At 66.0% G+C, this 18,506-nt stretch carries 14 protein-coding genes; 1 reads left to right on the top strand and 13 read right to left on the bottom strand.

Going from position 1 to position 18,506, the window contains the following annotated elements; translation table 11 throughout:
• Positions 1–124 precede the first annotated feature (124 nt).
• Positions 125–799 (bottom strand): uracil-DNA glycosylase family protein, encoded by a 675-nt coding sequence (locus WT16_RS22515; protein ID WP_063534252.1) that lies wholly within the window; start codon positions 797–799, stop codon positions 125–127.
• A gap of 243 nt (positions 800–1,042) precedes the next feature.
• Between WT16_RS22515 and WT16_RS22510 the strand changes: the two genes are divergently transcribed.
• Positions 1,043–1,795: a class II aldolase/adducin family protein gene (locus WT16_RS22510; RefSeq protein ID WP_063534251.1), complete on the top strand. Its 753-nt coding sequence runs from the start codon at positions 1,043–1,045 to the stop codon at positions 1,793–1,795.
• An 81-nt stretch (positions 1,796–1,876) separates the two neighbouring features.
• Here WT16_RS22510 and WT16_RS22505 read toward each other — a convergent pair whose 3' ends face one another.
• The 12 genes from WT16_RS22505 to WT16_RS22450 all read right to left on the bottom strand — a co-directional run bounded on the left by WT16_RS22505 (position 1,877) and on the right by WT16_RS22450 (position 18,420).
• Complete coding sequence (locus WT16_RS22505; protein WP_063534250.1) at positions 1,877–3,031, bottom strand: ferritin-like protein; 1,155 nt, start codon at positions 3,029–3,031, stop codon at positions 1,877–1,879.
• 22 nt (positions 3,032–3,053) lie between these two features.
• A complete protein-coding gene (locus WT16_RS22500; protein ID WP_063534938.1) occupies positions 3,054–3,992 on the bottom strand; it encodes a hypothetical protein in 939 nt (312 codons plus the stop codon).
• A 74-nt stretch (positions 3,993–4,066) separates the two neighbouring features.
• Positions 4,067–5,689 carry a metallophosphoesterase gene (locus tag WT16_RS22495; protein ID WP_063534249.1) on the bottom strand — a complete coding sequence of 541 codons (1,623 nt, stop codon included), beginning with the start codon at positions 5,687–5,689 and terminating at the stop codon, positions 4,067–4,069.
• Complete coding sequence (locus tag WT16_RS22490) at positions 5,690–6,493, bottom strand: hypothetical protein (protein WP_006028103.1); 804 nt, start codon at positions 6,491–6,493, stop codon at positions 5,690–5,692.
• A complete protein-coding gene (locus tag WT16_RS22485; RefSeq protein WP_063534248.1) occupies positions 6,490–7,272 on the bottom strand; it encodes a hypothetical protein in 783 nt (260 codons plus the stop codon). The genes WT16_RS22490 and WT16_RS22485 overlap by 4 nt, the downstream gene beginning before the upstream one ends.
• Positions 7,269–10,187, bottom strand: a complete 2,919-nt coding sequence (locus WT16_RS22480) for a GTPase (RefSeq protein ID WP_063534247.1) — start codon at positions 10,185–10,187, stop codon at positions 7,269–7,271. Before WT16_RS22480 ends, WT16_RS22485 begins: the two co-directional genes overlap by 4 nt.
• Positions 10,188–10,253: 66 nt before the next feature.
• A complete protein-coding gene (locus tag WT16_RS22475; protein ID WP_015604031.1) occupies positions 10,254–11,306 on the bottom strand; it encodes a deoxyribonuclease II family protein in 1,053 nt (350 codons plus the stop codon).
• A gap of 715 nt (positions 11,307–12,021) precedes the next feature.
• Complete coding sequence (gene dmeF, locus WT16_RS22470; protein WP_063534246.1) at positions 12,022–13,287, bottom strand: CDF family Co(II)/Ni(II) efflux transporter DmeF; 1,266 nt, start codon at positions 13,285–13,287, stop codon at positions 12,022–12,024.
• Between the two features lie 12 nt (positions 13,288–13,299).
• Positions 13,300–13,575 (bottom strand): metal/formaldehyde-sensitive transcriptional repressor, encoded by a 276-nt coding sequence (locus tag WT16_RS22465; RefSeq protein WP_006028098.1) that lies wholly within the window; start codon positions 13,573–13,575, stop codon positions 13,300–13,302.
• A gap of 289 nt (positions 13,576–13,864) precedes the next feature.
• The gene (locus WT16_RS22460; protein WP_063534245.1) at positions 13,865–14,215 is read right to left on the bottom strand and encodes a hypothetical protein; all 351 of its coding nucleotides are present in this window, start codon (positions 14,213–14,215) and stop codon (positions 13,865–13,867) included.
• Between the two features lie 241 nt (positions 14,216–14,456).
• Complete coding sequence (locus tag WT16_RS22455; protein WP_197486497.1) at positions 14,457–15,635, bottom strand: beta-glucosidase; 1,179 nt, start codon at positions 15,633–15,635, stop codon at positions 14,457–14,459.
• Positions 15,636–16,056: 421 nt separating this feature from the next.
• Positions 16,057–18,420 (bottom strand): GNVR domain-containing protein, encoded by a 2,364-nt coding sequence (locus WT16_RS22450; protein ID WP_063534243.1) that lies wholly within the window; start codon positions 18,418–18,420, stop codon positions 16,057–16,059.
• Between the last annotated feature and the right edge of the window lie 86 nt (positions 18,421–18,506).

The raw sequence follows: 18,506 nt of genomic DNA, 5'->3' as shown, positions 1-18,506 counted from the left end.
CGCGGGCACGGGGCGGCGTGCCCGCGCGCCGCCTGACCGGGGCTTCGACGCGGGCGGGTCGCTCGCGGCGAAGCCGTTTGCAGCGACGATTCGGAACACGAACGAACCGGGCGTTTTCGGACGATCAGCGCTTCGTCCGCCGGCGGCCTAGCGGTGGCAGCAGCAGTTCGGCCACTTTGCCGCGCAGCGCGGGCAGCACCTCGGCGTCGAACCAGGGATGCTGCTTGAGCCAGCCCTGATTGCGCGGCGATGGATGCGGAAGCGGAATGAATTCCGGTGCGTACTCGGACCACGCGCGCACCGTTTCGGTCAACGAAGGTTTGCGGCGCGCGCCGAGGAAGCGGCGTTGCGCATACTGGCCGATCAGCAGCGTGAGCCGGATGTCGGGCAGTTCGCCAAGCAGCTTGTCGAGCCAAAGCGGCGCGCATTCCGGACGTGGCGGATTGTCGCCGCTCGCGCCGCGCCCCGGATAGCAGAAACCCATCGGGACGATCGCAAACAGCGATTCGTCGTAGAACGTCGTATCGTCGACGTTCAGCCACTTCCTCAACCGTTTGCCGCTCGCGTCATCCCACGGGATGCCGGATGCATGGACGCGCGCGCCGGGCGCCTGACCAACGATCAGGATGCGCGCACGCGGATCGGCGCGCACGACCGGCCGCGGCCCGCACGGAAGATGCGGCGCGCAGACGGTGCACGCGCGGATCTCGCGAAGGAGGGCATCGAGGCAGGCGTGTCGCGTCGGCTTCGGACGTGTGCCGTTGCGGATCGGCGACGGTTCGTTTCGTTTCGGTGGCATCGCCCGTGATTATGCCGCCGTTTTGCCGCGCGCGTTCCATCCCGTTTCAAACGTTTGAAGCGACTGCCGATGAGGGAGAGCGCTGGCAATCCTAATGCACATCGGCGCGCGAAACTGGTAGGGTGGCGTGCGGCTCCACCGCGGCGGCGCGTCGGCGTCGCGACCCGAACGCGTGACGCATGCGCGCCCCATTGCATCGAAAGCGACTGCACGGGCAGTCGGCAGCAACGAAAGGAAGCCTTCATGAGCACCGCATCCGCCGCCGGCATCGATCCGGCCGAATGGAAACTCCGCTGCGACCTGGCGGCGTGCTATCGCCTCGTCGCGATGCACGGCTGGGACGATCTGATCTTCACGCACATTTCGGCGCGCGTGCCCGGCCCCGATCACCATTTTCTGATCAACCCGTACGGAATGATGTTCGAGGAGATCACCGCGTCGTCGCTCGTGAAGGTCGATCAGGCCGGCAACAAGGTCGGCGATTCTCCTTACGCGGTGAACCGCGCGGGCTTCGTGATTCACAGCGCGGTGCACGCCGCGCGCGAAGACGTGCAATGCGTGCTGCACACGCATACGCGCGCGGGCGTGGCCGTCAGCGCGCAGCGCGGCGGCATGCGGGCGATTTCCCAGCAATCGACGTTCGTGCTGCCGTCGCTCGCGTATCACGATTACGAAGGCGTTGCGCTCAGAGATGACGAGAAGCCGCGCTTGCAGGCCGATCTCGGGCGCGCGACGTTCCTGATGCTGCGCAATCATGGCTTGCTGACGGTCGGTCCGACGATCGCGGACGCATTTCTCGCGATGTATCTGTTCGAGACCGCGTGCCAGATTCAGCTTGCCGCGCAGAATGGCGGCGAGTTGATCGAGATACCGCCCGAGATCGTCGCGACGAGTGCCGAAGCGGCGTCCGTGCAGACGGGCGGACTCGGTGGCGCGTTCGTGTGGCCGGCGTTGCTTCGCAAGCTAGAGCGTCGCGACGACGGCTACAGGACCTGAACGCTCGCACACGCAAACTCGAATACAAAGGAGCGGCGCGCTTTGCGCGCGCCGCCCAACGCCCGTCGTCGTGCGGACTGCTCACGACGCCTGCTTGCCATTCACGTTGACGAATCTCGGACCGTAGAACACGGGTTTCGACAGATCGGTGTAAGTGCGCAGGTAGCCGATTTCGTCCGGATACAGCTCGGCGAGTTGCGCGACGGCGGCGGCCGGCACCGGATGGCGCATGATGTTGAAGCACGACAGCACGCGCAGGTCGACCATCCCGTGCACGGCCCCGCCGAGCGTCTTCCACGAAGCAGCAGACGGGCCGTTCCATACAGCGTCGAGCGCCGACAGGATCGCCGAAAAGCCGTTGTCGAACGCGTTCAGATCGTTTTCCACCGTGCTGCGGTCGGGATCGAGCGCGAGAATCCTCGCGTAGCCGTCGCCCGGCACGGCGAGCGTGTTGATCACGACGGGCGCCGCGATCGCCGCACCGCCGAAGAAAAGCGGCTCGTTCTTCGGATTGAAATCGACGGGCGGTGACGGCGCCTGGTAGCGCGCGCCGTAATAGAGCTCGGCGAAGCGCGCGTAGTGCGACTCTTCGTCCTCGAACGGATTGCCGGCGAACACGTCGCCGCGCCCAGAACCTTCGCCCTGCTGAAGAATTTCGTCGATGCCCGCATGGAACGAGTCGACGGGATCGACGCCCGGCGTGTACGTGACGGTCGTGAAGCCGATGTCGTCGCCGACCTGGTTCGCCGGGCCGCCCGCCTGCACCGCCGCGCGCACTGCGTCCGCGTTGCGCTCGACGGCATCACGTATGCTCTCGTAGAACGCGGCGATCGTCGGGTAGCCGCCGCCGCGGCCCAACTGGCGCAGCAGGAAGGCGGGCGTCTCGATGCGCAGGAAGTTTTTCAGTTGCGGCTTCGAATAGCGCGCGAGACCGACGTGCAGATCCGGCTCCGCGCCGCCCGGCAGCCCCGTCGTCGGATATGCGATCCGGATCGACTGGAATTGCGGCGAACCGCCGAGCGCGGCGAGCAGATTCGACGCGATGGCCATGTGCACCATTTCTTCCATCGCGATGCTGCGGATCGCGTTGTATGCGGTGTAGTTCTGGACTTCCAGCGAAAACATCGCGGACAGATACAGCGGCAGCGTCGAGTATTCGAGCTCGATCGCGGCTTGCAACGCGCGCTTGATCCACGCGACGTCGCGCGCAGCCGGGGGGACAGTGTTCGGGTTCATCGCAGGTTCCTCGATCGATCGTTCAGCCTCGATAGAACAGCGCATACGACGCGTTGCCGGCGCGATACGGCACGACGTGCGACGCGCCCGCGACCGTCGTCGCGGCGCCGATGCGCGTCCAGCCGAGGCAGTTCGCGTGAATCCGATAGACGGCCGTCGCGCCGTCCGAGGCGATGTACGTGATGAGCGTTGGCTCGCCGTGCGCCCACGGCACGCATGCCGCATTCGTGATCTTCAGCGCGTCCGGAAGCTGGCCTTGCAGGTAGCTGCCGACCTCGACCGTGCCGAGCGCTGGATTGTCCTGGATGTGATCGATGTTGACGTTGAGCTTCGCCGTGTTGATCTTGAAGAAGAAGTTCGCGCCGCCGAGCTGGAAGAACGAGAACTGCGTCCAGCCCTTCGCCCACTCGTGATACCAGACGTTCAGCGCGAGCAGCGGCGGCACGCCGTCCGCCGACGAAGGCGTCACGGCGACGCTGAAGTTCGCGACGCGCCCCGTGTTGAAGTCGTAGCCGAGGATGTATTGCTGGCCGAGCGACGTGAACGGCGCGACGTTCGTGAAGCCGCGCGTCGGGGTGTTGCGCGGCAGCGCAAACGTGTACGGCGGAAACGCGCTCCGATCGGCGCCGAGCGCGAAGAAGCCGAACGTGCCGTCGTCGGCGCGATACGTAAGCAGATACGGCACGTTGCCGAGCGCGAACGACGCGACGCTGTCCCACGGCCCGCCGGCGAGTTCGATCTTCGAATCGACAGGATTGATCCACGGCGCGGCGTCGCCGAGCGCATAGACGTCGGTCCTCTGCGTGGCCTTGTTGTAGGCGATCAGATCGGGCCCGCCGGCGCGCGGCAGCGCGACGAAGCTCGTGTAGCCGCCCGCGAGCGGGCCGTCGCCATCCCACACGCGTTTCAGCGCGATTTTTTCGGACCCCGAATCGGGGTGAATCGAATAGAGGCTGCTCATGTTCGCTCCTTTGCGATCGAACGGCCGGTGACCGGCGGGCCGGGCGCGAACGGCGTCCAGGCGCTGCCGACCGCTCATGAAATCGATTCGACGAACAGCGGCAGCGGCGTCGGGTCCGCTCCCGCGACCTGGAAGTAGCTCAGCCGGGCCGGCTTGCCTGCACCCGCGAGCTCGAGGATCTGGAAGCCGCGGTTGTACCAGCCGTCGATCAGATCGAGCTGCAGCTCCGCCTGCTTCAGCGGCACCGGATACTTTTGCGCGTAAGGCGCTTCGTTCGCCTGAACGGGAATCGCGCTGTGTCCTGCGCAGCGGCCTTTCGGCAGCGTCTTGAAGATGCGCGTCGCCTCGTCGCCGTCGGCCGGCCAATCGGACGGGCGATACGCATCCGCGAAGATGCCGAGGTTGTGCTCATGACCCCAGATCCACGCGGCCACGCGGTCGCCGAACGTCGGGCCGAATTGCCGCCAGAGCCCGGTGTTGACCCATTCGCGATTGAAATCGGCGGGATCGGGCGCGCCGGATGCGTCGCGGCGCTGCGCGATGCCGCACACGTCGAGCGCCGAGTAGAGCTGATGGTGCGACAGCAGGACCGAGCGACCGGGGAAGTTCGTCAGCTTGTCGAGATGCCATACCGCTTCGTCGGTGCGCACGCTTACCTGGTCGACGGGCGACGTCGTGTCGCGCGTCGGCAGATCGTCAAGCGGCGTGTGCAGAAAGTACGGATTCCTGTCGGTCGGCCAGTGCGGGCTCGCGCCGGCGCCCGCCGTCTCGACCTTGCCGATGTGCAGCCGCTCGAGCGTCGCCTGCTGCGCCGACGCGGCGACATTCATGTAATGCCCGTGATAGCCGGTGTCGAGGCCGAGGAACTGCCAGCCGTCGTCCGCGGTGCGCAGGCAGAAATAGCTTGCCTGCTGCCGCTGCGCGGGACTGTCGACGAGCTGGCCCGAATCGAGCGCATGCAGGAACGACACCGCGCCCGTGAAATACTCGTGATTGCCGGGTACGGTGAAGAACGGCACGCGCCGCTTGCCGCCGCGCAGCACGTCGCGCACGAGGCCGGCCAGCCGATGATCGGTTTCGAAGCGCGTGCCGGAGAAATAGACGTCGCCGAGATGCAGGATCGCGTCGGGCGCGAATTTCAACGCGGCGACGAGGACGGCTGCCGCGACGTCGGTGCCCGTACCGATGTCGCCGACGATCGCGACGCGCGCCCGCGCCGGCAGCTTCCATTCGATCACGCCGTAGCGCAAGTCGCCCTTGCCGGCGCCGGCGGCCTGCCATGAGCGATACTGCGGCTCGCCGCCCTTGTGATACGGATATTGCCAGTAGTACTCGAAATACTGGACGTACATCTGCTGCCACAGCGGATTGCCGAATTTATACTGCTGCGTCTGATGTTCGACGTCGCGTTCGATCTGCGCATCGTCGGCGATGCGCGCGTGCGCGCGGCGGTGATGCAGATACGACAGGTAGGCTTGCACCGCTGCCTCGTCGTCGCTATCGGCGGGAGGCGCATCGAGCGGCTGGTTGTCGAGCATCGCGCGGCAATAGCGGTCGGTCGCGCGCATCAGCGGGTGGTCGGCGTCGATGCCGGCGGACGGGCGATGCTCGACGCCGAGCGCGTGCGCGAGCACTTGCGCGACGCACGACTTCCACAACGCCAGGTGCGGAACCTCGAAGTGTTCGATCGGAATCATTCATGCCTCCGGTTCGCGCGGCGCGGCGCGAGACGTGCGCGGCCGGGGGAACTGCAAGTTGATGCACGTGTCGCGCGTGAGGTCGAGACCCGGCCAGTCGTCCCAGAGTCCGGCCGGCAGCGTGAGCGGGCGCGGCGCCATCCGCAGCACGGGCGTCGTCAGCGCCGCGAGCTGATCGAGCGCCGGGAAGGAGCGCGGTTGCGGATACGCGCTGTGTATCCACGCAGCCACATAATCGTCTCCGCAGCACACGAGCGCGCCGTCTACGCCGTCGGGCGGCTCGACCTGAAAAGACGCCGCCCACACGTGTACGGCCGCGAGAAAATCCGACGCCCGAAGATTCGCGCGCCTTGCGCCGACGAAGTGCTTCGTGCTGCCGAACATCCAGTCCGCGAGGCGATCGATGAGGAAATACGGCTGCTCGGCGACGAGCGCATCGGCGTGCGGGTCGAGCGCAACGGGCACTTCGGGCAGCTTGCTGCGCGTCATGTCGTAGACGTCGCCGTGCAGGTTCTGATAGATCCGCGCCGCGATCGCCTTGGTCGCGCGATCGTGCGACGCGGGCGTCGCCCAGAACATCAGCGCGGTCTGGTCGGGGACGGCGGGCGGCTTGCCGGCTTGCGGCATCATCGTCGGCAGATAGGCGCGCAGTCCGACGGGCGGTTGCAGAAGCACGCAAGCGGGCACGAACACGCTGCCGAGAAACTGCGCGAAATGCTCGTAATCGAGCGCGGGCGACCGGAAGCCGCGCCACACGTAGACGGCGTTCGGCGCGACCGGGAAAGACTCCTGCGGCGTGTTCATCGGCTGACCTCGCGTGCGAATTGCATGTTGAAGCTGCTTCCCGAGCGCACGTCCATGCCGGCCCATTCGTCCCAGAGTCCGATCGGCAGGAACGTCGGCGCGGGCGCGAAGGTTTCGCTCCAGTCGGTCAGCACGGCCTGCAGGCGCGGCACGCCGCTCGGCGGCTGCGCGGCGCCGGCCGCGACGGGGCCGAGCTCCCAGTAGACGACATAGTCGTTGCCCGCGCATGCGAGCGCGCCGGCAAGCGGTACGTTCTTCTGAATATCGGCGAGCGCTTTGGCGATGGCCGAGCGAAACGACGCGGGATCGGCGGCGGAGGGCCGCGCCGCGACGAGATGACGGATCGCACCGTGCATCCAGTCGGCGGGCGCGTCGTACAGATAGACGGGCTGATCGACGGCGAGCGTACCGTCGAAGCGGACCGGAAAATCGGCGCGGCTCTGATTGTCCTGCGTCAGGTAGACGCCGTTGTGCGTCAGCGTATACGTGCGCACCGCGAGCCGCGTGAAGCCGTTCCAGTACGTCGCGGGCGACGCCCAGAACAGGATCGCGGTCTCGTCCGGCACGGACGCGGGCTTGCCGGGCAGGCCCGCCGGCACCGTCGGCGCATATGCGCGCAGGCCCGCATCGATCTGCATCTTCACGGTGGCCGGCACGAACACCGTGCCGAGCTTGCTCATGAATTGATCGAGGCCGAGCGACGGCAGCCGGAAGCCCCGCCATACCCGCACCGAATCCGGTGCGACGCGCATGTCCTGCGGCAGATCGTTCGTGCTCATTGCGGTGCTCCTGTCGTGGCGTCCGACTTGGCCTCCGATGCAGCGGGCCTGCCGGTGGCGACGAGATGCTGCGCGACCCTGGCGAGAAAGCCGGTGGGCGGTTGGGGTTCATGTGTCTTGTCGTAGCGGCATTCGTTCGGGAATTGCCAGTGACGATTCACGCAGAACCGGCATGAGCCTTCGGTGCGCGACAGATAGCCGCCGCCGTCGGCGTCATGCCACGTGAGCGCGCGTTTCGCGTAGAGCTCGTCGAGCACCGAAGCCATCGACGCATGCGCGTCGACGAAGTACGCATCGAGCGTGCGGGACGCGTCGGGGAACTGGCTCGCGAGCCATGCGCGCGCCGCATTCGCCGCATCCGCGTCGGCGGGCAACTGGATCGCGACATAATCGTCCGGGTACTCCTGCGTCGGCGGCACGAGCGTGAAGCCGTTCTGCGGCGTGAGCGCCGCGACGCATTGCGGCTGGGCCGCACCGAACGCCTGCCAGTCGTGCGGGCTCATCCGGTATTGCTGCAGGAAGAAACTGTTGTACGAGAAGTGCGGCGTGATGACGAGGCGTGTGCGATTGAAGTAGCGCACGCCGCCGATCGTCACGTCGAACTCGACATAGGCCGGATGCGCGGGATCGGTCGTTTCCTTCAGCAGCGTGTAATCCTTGTCGGCGGGATGCGGCGACAGTGGCGGATCGCGCCGCACATGCGCGCCGAACGCCGAATGGAACATGTTCCAGCTCGATTCGCTGACGATGTAGAGCACGGCGGGCCGCGTCTGCACCATCTGCTTGATCGCCCATGCGTTGCGGCTCACGCAGTTGTCGACGATCGCCGCGACGCTCGCTTCGCTGCCGCCGAGGAAGCCCGGCTTCCAGTGCGGCGACGCGCACGCGACCATATCGAGCTGGCAGACGTCCTCGCCGACGTGCAGCGCCGCGGCCGGATGGCCGCCGTTGCGCAGCGTGCGCTCGAAGCGCTCGAGCACGGGCACGAACTGCAGGTAGTAGCTTTGCGGCTGCTGCAGCACGTCGACCTGGATGCCTTCCGGCACCGACACGCGCGCGGCGAGCACGTCGCCAGCGGCGAAGCGGTTGTGCGGCCGGTAGGTGTCGAAGAGCAGCACGTACGGGAAATCGCCGGCCTTGCCGGGGATCGCGATCGTCGTATCGGCTGCGTCGCCGTCGTAGCGCACCGTGATCGACCACGCGGGGCTGTCGTCGATGCGCGCGGCGCCCGTCACCTCGCCGCCGCGCGCTGCGCTCACGCGTCCTTCGAGCAACATGAAGCGCCGCACGAAATCGAGATAGAGCTTCTCCTGATAGACGGTGCGATAGCGGTAATACCACGCGTATTTCGCCCATGCGTCGGTATCGCCGTCGGACGAGAAATCCGGATAGCACCATGCGGCACCCGTCTGGCCCGGCAGGAACGCAGTCAGATTCGGATTGATGCCGATCGTCATGATGGGCGCCTTGCGGCAGCCGTCGATCACTTCGCCGTTCGGGAACGCCGGCGGCCGCGTGTGGCCGGTGATCCAGCGCGCCGCGCCGCTCTTGCCGTTCGCGCTTGCCGGATAGGGCACGGTGACGTCGAAGTCGAACGCCGTATACGGGCCATACGCGCGCTGCTTCAGATCAGCGGGCCAGAAGAACGAGCACGTGCCGCACGAGCGCACCTGGAACGCGAGCTGCACCTCGAGCGGATCGTCTTCGTCGGCGGGCCGGTGCTCGCGGCTCGGGTTGTAGGTCGCCGAACCTTCGCCCGCTATCGTCGCCCACGTCGCGAGCGCGCCGTTGTAGCTCGTCTGCAGTCCGAACGTCGAATAGATGAGGCCGGACCAGTCTGCGCGCACGGCGTCCGGGATCGGCGTGCCTCGGTCGGTGCGGCGCCGGACGATCGGATCGGAAATATTGCGCACGCAAGCGAAACGCACGCCGAGGCGGTTCGCCTGCTGGGCGATGATCGCGTCGTCCATTTCGAGGCACGAGTACGCATGCGCGTCGTTGCCCTCCGCGATGTAATAGAAATCCGTCGTCAGAAGCGGCGTGTCCTTCAGCGGGCGGATCGCCGGCGCGTGCAGGCATTCTGGCCGAATCGCGTCGTTGAGAAGATCCGGCAGCGTCAGCTCGCCCAGGCCCGGATCGTCGGGATGGCGCGCCTTCAGTTCGTCGAAGAGCGCGGCGAGCGATTGCGGCGTGACGATTTCGCTCATCCTGAACAGCAGCTTGCTTTGGACTTCGCCGACGAGCGCGGTCGACGGATACCACGTCGGGCAGCGATACATGTTGCCGCGGTCGGGGCTCGCCGTGTTCTGCGGGCGTTGCAGTTCGAGCAGCGCGGCGTTCGCGAGCACCGTGTCGCCGAGGCGCTGATCGTGGCGTGCGCCGCCTGCGGTGCCGATCGTGTAGATGCGGTCGGGGCGCGCGTCCTCGACGATGCAGCGGAGCATCGCGGACAGGCCGTCGAGCCACGGCGAATGCGCGAGATGCGTGTTCGACTTGAACAGCAGCACGTTCCACGGGCGTTCCGAGCGGTCGACGATCCGCACCATCTGGAAGAGCCCCCAGAGCGTGCCCGATTTCGCGTCCGCTGCGTACGACGATGCGCCACGCGTGTACGGCAGCCATGCCTGCTTCCATGCGTAATCGTCGTAGTTGCCGGCGTGGCCGCTGTTGACGAACACGTGGTCGAGTGCGAACCACTCGGCGCTCGTCCACGTGATCACGACGATGTCGGCGTGCGGCAGCGGATCATCGGGCGTGCGCGAGCCGGGCGCGATGCGCACGGGCGCGCGCCGGCCGATGCGCTCCCATGCGACGGGCGGCAGCGTCGTGACGCCACGCAGCGGCGCGGCGGTTGCAATGTCGGTATGGCGCGTGACGAGCGGTACGAGCGCGCCGTCGGGCAGATGCGCATTCATGGCAAGGCTCCTGGGCGATGTGGGGGCGCGTGAGCGTCGACGTTTTGTTCTACTGAGGACGCTGCGCTATTCGGCCGGTTCGTGAGTCTTGCGGATCAGTGCGCGCGCCTGTGCATCGGTCTTGCCGGGCGGCGGCACGATCAGATCGGTTTCGGACAGCGCCTTCCACAGCTTCGGGTCCTGGAAGGCGATCGTGCCGCCGCCGCGTTTCTCCTGCGTCACCATCCGGTTGATGTCGCCGACGCATACCCAGTTGTCGGTCGTCGTGATGCCCCATTTCGCGTGGTCCTGCGTCTCGGGCCATGCCCACGGCGCGCCCAGCTTGCGCAGATCGATGAACTTGATGTCGTAGGTCTTGTGCACGCCGTCGGAATCGAGGATGGGCGGGACTTTGCCGCGAATCCACGTTTCGACGTACATGTCGGCTTTCAGCGTTGGGCCGACGAGGTCGTTCCAGAAATCCTTGCCCCATTTGCGGTTCTTCGCGATTACCTTGAACGGCACGCCGCCGCGCGTCTCGAAATCGAGCGAGTCGGAGTCGCCGGGCGCGGACGCGTTGAGCGGCTGCGTGAGCGCGTATAGCGGGCTCGCGTGATCGAGTCCGCCGGTGCGCGGCAGGTAGACCTGCGGCTGCTGATGCAGCGCCATCTGCGCGGCGAGCTTGCCGGCCGTCGCGAGATCGAGGCTCATGCACAGGAACGTTTGTCCGTACAGCGGCGTCGGCACGCCGGGCGCCGACGGGTCCGCGTATTTCGGCCACGAGTGCAGCAGCCACAATGCGGAGTTCGACGCGGTGTCGAAGGCGATCACGCCTTTGGTATGGCCGAGCGTCGCATTGTTCGAACGATTCGCATCGGCGGGCATTTCGTCGTTGTAGAGAATCCAGCCTGTCGTGCTGCCCGGATCGCCGAAGATCGAATCGAGCGTGTAGAACAGCGCCCCCTTCGGATCATTCATCAGATTCGGCGATTTCTGCACGGCCCCGGTTTCGCGATCGTAGTACACGTATTCGTAGCCGGTCGCGCTGTCGCTGTCGGTATCCTTCGTGAGCTTCGGCACTTTGTAGGCGAACCATAGATCGACGGATCGATTCTGTTCGTCGCGCGGCGAGATAGCCATTTGATGCCCCCGGTTGCTGAATGGCGCCGCATGCGCGGCGAGCGGCGCCCGCTGTTGCGAGGCGTCTTTTTCTTGTCGTCGACGGTTGTCCGCTGTCGCCGGCTGCGTGGCACGCGCAACGCGGCAGAGCTTCGCTTTATCCGGGCGCGCAAGCGCCCTCGCGAGCGGCGGACGGATGCGCGTTGCGCGCACGGGGTTGCCGAATGCCGGCATGCGTGCGCACGACGTCACCCGCCGGCTCGCGTCGCGAACCGTCGGTATCGACGATCAATGAGTAGGAATGCGAATGGACTAGCGGTTGAATCGACTGATGCGCATAGAGGTCCCCTCTTTTTTACTTTCCGTTGTCTTCGCGCCTGAACCCGTTCGTTGACGGCCGAACCGGTCCGACTCCGGACGCAGCGGATTCTTGTGGTCTTAGCATAGGACACGCAAACGAAAACGGTAAGCACAATCCGGGCGCGTTGCGATGCGGGATGGGATCGGCGCGGGTTTTCGGTGGGGGCGAGGCGCTAGCCTCCTGGCGTGGGGCGAGCCGCGGCGCCGGGGGAGATGTCGTCTGTGCGGGCGCCGCTCGATTCTGAGTTAAGCGCTTCACTCGCCCGCACGCCGCGACGATGGTCCGAACGAGCGCCTGGCGCGGCGGGGCAGCCGTCGCGCGCCGGGCTAACGTCGATGTCGTCGGCACTTCCGTGGCGCCCGTGCCGCTTGTGTGTCAGGCGCGGCAACGCACTTCGACGGTCACGTGAGACAAACTCTTGAAGCGCTTCAGCAACTGATGATAGAAGCGTGAGTCGCGCGCCGGATCGCCTGTTGCGACGGACACGACTGCGCTCATGTGGCCGGGGCCGAGACGCCAGACATGCAGATCGGTGACGCGATCGCCGCTGCCTTCGATCGAGCGGCGTACGCTGTCGGCGAGGCGGGCGTCCGGATTGACGTCGAGGAGGATGCGCCCCGTGTCGCGCAGCAGGCTGTACGACCAGTTCGCGATCACGAGTGCGCCGACGATGCCCGCGAGCGGGTCCGTCCACATCCAGCCGAACGCGCGTGCGAGCACGAGCCCGACGATCGCGAGCACCGAGACGGCCGCGTCCGCGATCACGTGCATATAGGCGGACCGGATGTTGTGATCGCTCGACGTGGCGTCGCTCGTGCCGCCGTGGCCGTGATGGTGCGCTTGTTCGTGCTCGACGAACGCAAGCGAATGCTCGGCGTCGTGGAATTTCACGATCGCGGTGAACGCATGTGGTTCGGGGATCGTATCGATCGATTCCAGGCAGTCGCCGCGATTCGCCATGGCGAACGTCTGCCGCGATCCGTCGGCGCGGATCGTCGTGATCGTCGCCCGCGAGTCGCCGATGGACGCCTGTTTTGCCGCAGGCGAGATCCGGAATACCGGCGGCACGCCGTCCTCGAAGATCGAGACGGCGAACACGCCCGCGCGCGTCGAGATCGCCTGCGCTTCGTCGTCGTCGTGTTCATGGCGGGCGTCGTGTCCATGCGCATGGCCATGATGATCGCCGCTCAGCAGCCACACGCTCGCGAGATTCACGAGCAGGCCGAGCATGGCGATCGGAATCGCTTCGTCGAAGTGGATTGGAACGGGCGACAGGAACCGCGCAATCGCTTCGTATGCGATGAGCAGCGCGATCATCGCGAGCACGATCGCGCTCGTGAAGCCGGCCAGGTCGCCAAGCTTGCCCGTGCCGAACACGAAATGCGCGTCGTTCGCGTGCCGGCGCGCATACGTGTACGCGAGCGCCGCGATCAGCATCGCGCCCGCATGGGTCGACATGTGCAGGCCGTCCGCGACGAGCGCGAGCGAGCCGAACAGCGTGCCGCCGACGATCTCCGCGACCATCATCGCCGCGCACAGCGCGATGACGATCCAGGTCCTGCGTTCGTTCTGCTCGTGCGCCGCGCCGAGGAAAATATGGTCGTGACCTGCGCCGAACGCGACGTCTTCGAATTCGCTCATGGATCGCTCCGCTTATTTGAAATAGCTGTGGACCACGTCGATCAACTGCTCAGCCGCGCTGCCTTCGTGATCGTCGCTCGTGTCCGCGTCGACGAGGTGCGTGCGGATGTGGTCCTCGAGCACGACGGCCAGCAGGCCGTTCATTGCGCCGCGGCAACTCGTGATCCGTTGCAGCACTTCGCTGCAACCGGATTCCTCCTCGAGCGCGCGCTCGATCGCTTCGACCTGCCCCTTGATGCGACGCACGCGGTTCAGCAGCTTCTGTTTTTCGCGGATGGTGTGGCTCATCGCTGTTCCTCAAAAATACCGGGGGGGAGTATATAACAACCTGCGTGTTCGTATAGCGGGGAGGGGTATTCGAGAATCGTAGTTGGTGCACGGAGGCGGTACGGGATGGCGATCGCGCGTCTGCGCCCATCCGGCGTACGGAACGAGCGGTTCGAGGGAAGGTGGGAGAGGTCGGGATATTCGGCTGGGCCGTAGTGCGGGCCCATCGGTGCGATGTGAACGTCGAACGCCCAAAACAACGAGGGCACCAGCGGCGCCCTCGTCATCGACATCGCGTGCTGCGAATCGATCAGCTTGCCTTGCCGACAGCCAGGTGCTTGCCGAGATGGTGCTGATGAGTCGTATGCGTCGTTGCATGCGAGCGCGTGCGGCCCGATTGCGCATCCGCGAGGTTCGAGTGCGTGGACGCGCGGTCCGACGCGCGTGCGAAACCCTTGTCGCGGTCGCCCGAATCGAAGCCGTTCGTGTTCGTCATGCCTGAACTGCTCATATGACCCGCCGACATGCCGCCAGCATTGCCGCCGGCACCACCCATGCCGCCCATGCCGCCGCCGTGGCCGCCGCCCGCCGCGTGCGCGACCGACGACATCAACACGAACAGTCCCGTAGCAGTCAGTGTGACCAAACGAATACCTTTCATTTTCGCCTCTTCCTAAACGTTGTTTGGGCCATTGCATTGTATGAACCGCATATGGCGCGCAACGGCGGCGTTGTAATCAAAGGTAACTGCGGCGACGGGCCGCGTTCGGCGCGGCGGCGCGCGCGGACGAGAGCCGCGCGCGCTGGCCGTGCGCGGGCAGATTCGGCCGTGCACCTGAAAAGCGGAAGCACGCGTTACCGATCGGTTACAAGCGTGCTGCGCTTTTCGGCGCGGCCGCCGGTCAGTTCGGCACGGCGCCGGCGATCGCCGCGCGCATGAGCCCGTAGCGCGGCTTTTCCTGAGCGCTGTTCGTCAGCAAGCCGTAAGTGCCGCTGCGATCGTCGTAAAGCTCATACCAGTTGAAGCCGATGACGTTGTAGGCCGCTTTCGCCGCAACCAGCTCAGGGATTGTTTTCGCGATGTACGCGGCGATTTGCGCGTCCGAGTTGTCCGTGTTCACGCCGATCTCGGTGATGACGATCGGCAGGTTGTAGCGGTCCTTCAGCCGCGCCAGCACGTTGTATCGGCCGGTCTTGCCGAGCGCGCTTTCGAAATCACCGCCATTCGAATACCAGTGCCACTGAAGCACGTCAGGCGTGATTTTTGGATGACCGGTCGTGCCGTCGGGCTGCGTGCCCGTCATCAGGCCGTCGAGGAAACCGAAATGCAGAGCGCCCGACGTCGCGTTCGCGATCAGCTTCGTCGTGCGGTTCGTGTCGACCGAACGCCAGCCGTCGAGCGCGCCTCTGAGCGCGCCGCGCCAGATCGGAAAGGTGGAATTGTCGTAGTCCGAAACATTGATGCCGTCGCCCTGGATCGGCGCGTTGTGGCTGTCGATGTCGTACTCGTTGCCGAACTCCACCATCGGGATGCCTGCGAGTTTCTTCGCCGCGTAGACGGACAGCTTGTATGCATACGCGTAGGCGCTCGCTTCGGTCGGCTGCTGCCCGTTCAGCGACGGATCGGCCCAGGGATGCGCCTCGATCATCGGCAGGACCGTGATGTGGGAACCGAGGCCGGGGATGGCCGCCGATGCGAGCGCATCGATGTGATCCGGAATGTACGCGTCCTGTCGATAGACGCTCATGCCGAGCCCGGCGAGATGGCTTGCCTGAGTGGCGAGCGGGACCGATGCGTAGATGCCGCCGTCGACGTAATGGCCGTTCACGCCGAAGAACGGCAGCACCGAAGCCGTTTCCGAAGGCGACGAAGCGCCGGATGCGGGCGCGGCCGCGCCGGACGACGCGCCGGCCGGCGACGTGCCGGAGGCCGGTACGACGATGCCGTTCGCGGGCGAGGCGGCGGCGTTGACCTTGCTCTGGTCTCCGCCGCCGCCGCAAGCGCAGAGCAGCAGCACAAGCAATATCGCTGGCGCCGCCGGATAATGAATAGGAATGCTAATGGATTGTGTCACGCTCATGGCGACTGCGGCTAGGCGCTTCATGGTGGGTTCTCCGATCAGGGAAAACTCTATTTTAGGTTAAATTGAGATAAACCTATCTCAAAATTCCGAAGCGATCGCCGAGAATGTTTGAAGTCGAGAGATAAATAGTGGCTTTCGGGTAGCTTTTGCCTACTCGGCGTGAGGATTGGAGGACGCCCATGACACGCTCCGAAACGGCGAATGCCGCAGTGTCGAAAAGTGTAGAGAGCCAGTGTGACGGGACTTTGCGGCCTGCGCGGACGATGTCGGCTCGTGCGCGGCGTGCATCGGAGAGATGAATGCTTGAACCAATAAAAAACCGGAGGTTTTTAAACATCCGGTTTTTCTGGTGATTGATTCCTCGTGTGCTTCTTTGTGTTTATTGATTGGGAATCCGACGAAACTGGAACGGCTGCATTCAGTTGCGGGTGGCCTTCGCGACCGCGCTCTTCGCCGGCCTGAACGTTCGCTCCACTTGCACCGGCCGGCGAGGGCCGCGAGGCTTCGTCCAGCGCGCGACGATTTCGCGCCAATCGTCGCGCAGCGATGTGCGGGGCGGACGCGGCGGCACGACGTATGCGTTGAAGACGTGGCCGGCGATTTTCGCGCCGACGCTATCGAGGCGCTGCAACGCCGTTTCGAGCTCCGACGCGCGCGTCGTCCTGCCGCGCGACACGAGCAGCACCGCGTCGCAGTCCTGCGCGGCGATCGACAGCGTGTCGCTGTATGGGAGAACGGGCGGGGCGTCGACGATCACGAAGTCGTAGCGCGTGCGCAGCGCCGCGAGCAACTGCGGAAATTCCGCGCGTTCGAGCAGTTCGCCCGGATTCGGGCCGGTCAGCGTGCCGGGCGTCATCACCGACAGCTTGCCCTTGCCGAGCCTGACGATCGCCTTCTCGAGCGGCTGTCCGCCTTCGAGCACGTTCGCGAGACCGATCGCGCCGCCGTTGCGGCCTACCCCGAGCGGATTGTGCGAGCCGCCGCGCATGTCCGCGTCGACGAAGAGCACCGATGCGTTCGCGTCGGCGAACAGATAGGCGAGATTGGACGCGACGAAGCTGCCGCCGACGCCCGCCGTCGGGCCGGCGAACACGAGCACCTTGCCGCCGCCGCGGCCGTCGTGCGCGAGCGCTGCGCGCAGGCTCGTGCGCAGCGCGCGCAGCGCTTCGACGCCCGGATCGTTCGGGCATTGCGCGGCGAGCGGTTTCACCGTCGCGCGCGCCTTGCCGGAGCGATCGTCGTCGAGCGCGAGCGACGCCGCGGACGGCGCGACGACCGCGACGCACGGGATGTCCGATACGTCCGCGATCGACTGCGGGCCGCTCAGCTCGTCGCGATGGCGCGCGAGCAGGTAGGCGGCGGCGAGGCCCGCGAACAGCCCGCCGAGCAGCGCGCCGAGCACCACGATGCCGCGTTGCGGCCATGCCTTCTTGTACGGCTTGTTCGCCCAGTCGACGACGCTCACGCCGGGCGTCGTGCTGGCGACGGCGATCTCGAGCTGCTGCGCGTTGGTCAGCACGCTCGTGTAGAGCTGCGCCGCGACCGATACCTGCCGCGACAGGCGAACGAATTCCCGCTGCGCGGTCGGCAGCTTGTTGGCCGCCGTCGTCGTCTGCTGAATCTCCTTCTTCACTTGATCGAGCTGCGTCTGCACGGTCTGATACGTGGTGCTGCCGGGCAGGAAGCGCGCCTTCACGTTGTCGAGCGCGAGCTGCAGCACGGTCTGATGCTCGGACAGCGAGTTCAGCCGGTTGATGAGCGCGATGCCTTGCTGATCGACGTCGATCGTGCCCGTCGTCGTGCGGTAGCGGTTCAGCGCGTCCTCTGCTTTCTCGAGGTCCTGCTTCAGGCCGGGCAGCCGCGCATGCAGCGAGTCGAGATTGCGCTGCGCCTTCTCCGCGCGATACTTGATGTCCTGGTCGAGATAGACGCGCACGATCGCGTTGACCATCTCCTGCACGCGTTGCGGCGTGTCGGCCTGATAGATGAGCTTCATCATCGACGGCTCTTCGAGCGTCGAATCGCGGTTCGACACGACCGTCTTCATTTTCTTCATCACGTCGTCGTAGACGAGCTGCGTCGGCTCCCTGACGATCGAGAACGCGATGCCCGAGCGCGCGCGCAGCGTGTCGACGCGAATCCGGCCCGCCTGCGCGCGTTCGCCGTCCACGGCGACGGTGAACGGCACGCTCTCGCCGAGTGCGCCGCGCGCGAGCAGGCGGTCCTTCTTGTCGTAGAGCGTCCATTGGCCGTCGTTGCCGGCGACGAGCCGGAACTTGTCGCCGAGCGCGGCGTCCGGCAGCGAGAATTCGCCGAGCTTGAGCTTTTCGCCGCCCCATGCGAAGCCGGACAGACCGAGCCACGGCGACGCGAGCTTGTCGTCGTTCGCGTGGCCCGACGCGAGTGGGCGGCCGACGAGCGGGAAATGGTCGAGCGTGCGGATCTCGAGATTCGCGCCGATTCGCTCGATCGCCGCGCCGACGATCGCGCGCGACGTCAGCACCTCGCTCTCGTCGTTCGCGGACGGGCCGTTCGAGATCGTGCCGGACACGTCCGACAGCGCGCTGATCGACGATCCGGGCTTTGTCTGGATCCGCAGCAGCGCCTCGGCGCGATACTGCGGCGTGGCGACGAGCGCGTACAGCACGCCCAGCGCGAAGAACACGGCGACGATCGTCGCGAAGAGCCGCCGGTGCCGAACGACGCTCCACCATAGGCTTGCGAGCCCGTCGTTTCGCTTGGCGTGCGGTGTCGCCGAAATCGGTTGTGCTTTCAGATCCATCGTTGTTTCCCGTGATAGGCGACGACGGCCGCGGTGCGCGCCGCCGCAATCCTCTCAGTCAATCCTCTTCAGCGAGCGTCGAGCGA

The organism is Burkholderia sp. MSMB1589WGS (assembly GCF_001636105.1).
In the GTDB taxonomy this organism is placed as follows: domain Bacteria; phylum Pseudomonadota; class Gammaproteobacteria; order Burkholderiales; family Burkholderiaceae; genus Burkholderia; species Burkholderia humptydooensis.
The sequence above is the reverse complement of the archived record's forward strand: the minus strand, read 5'-3'. Positions and strand labels throughout refer to the sequence as shown.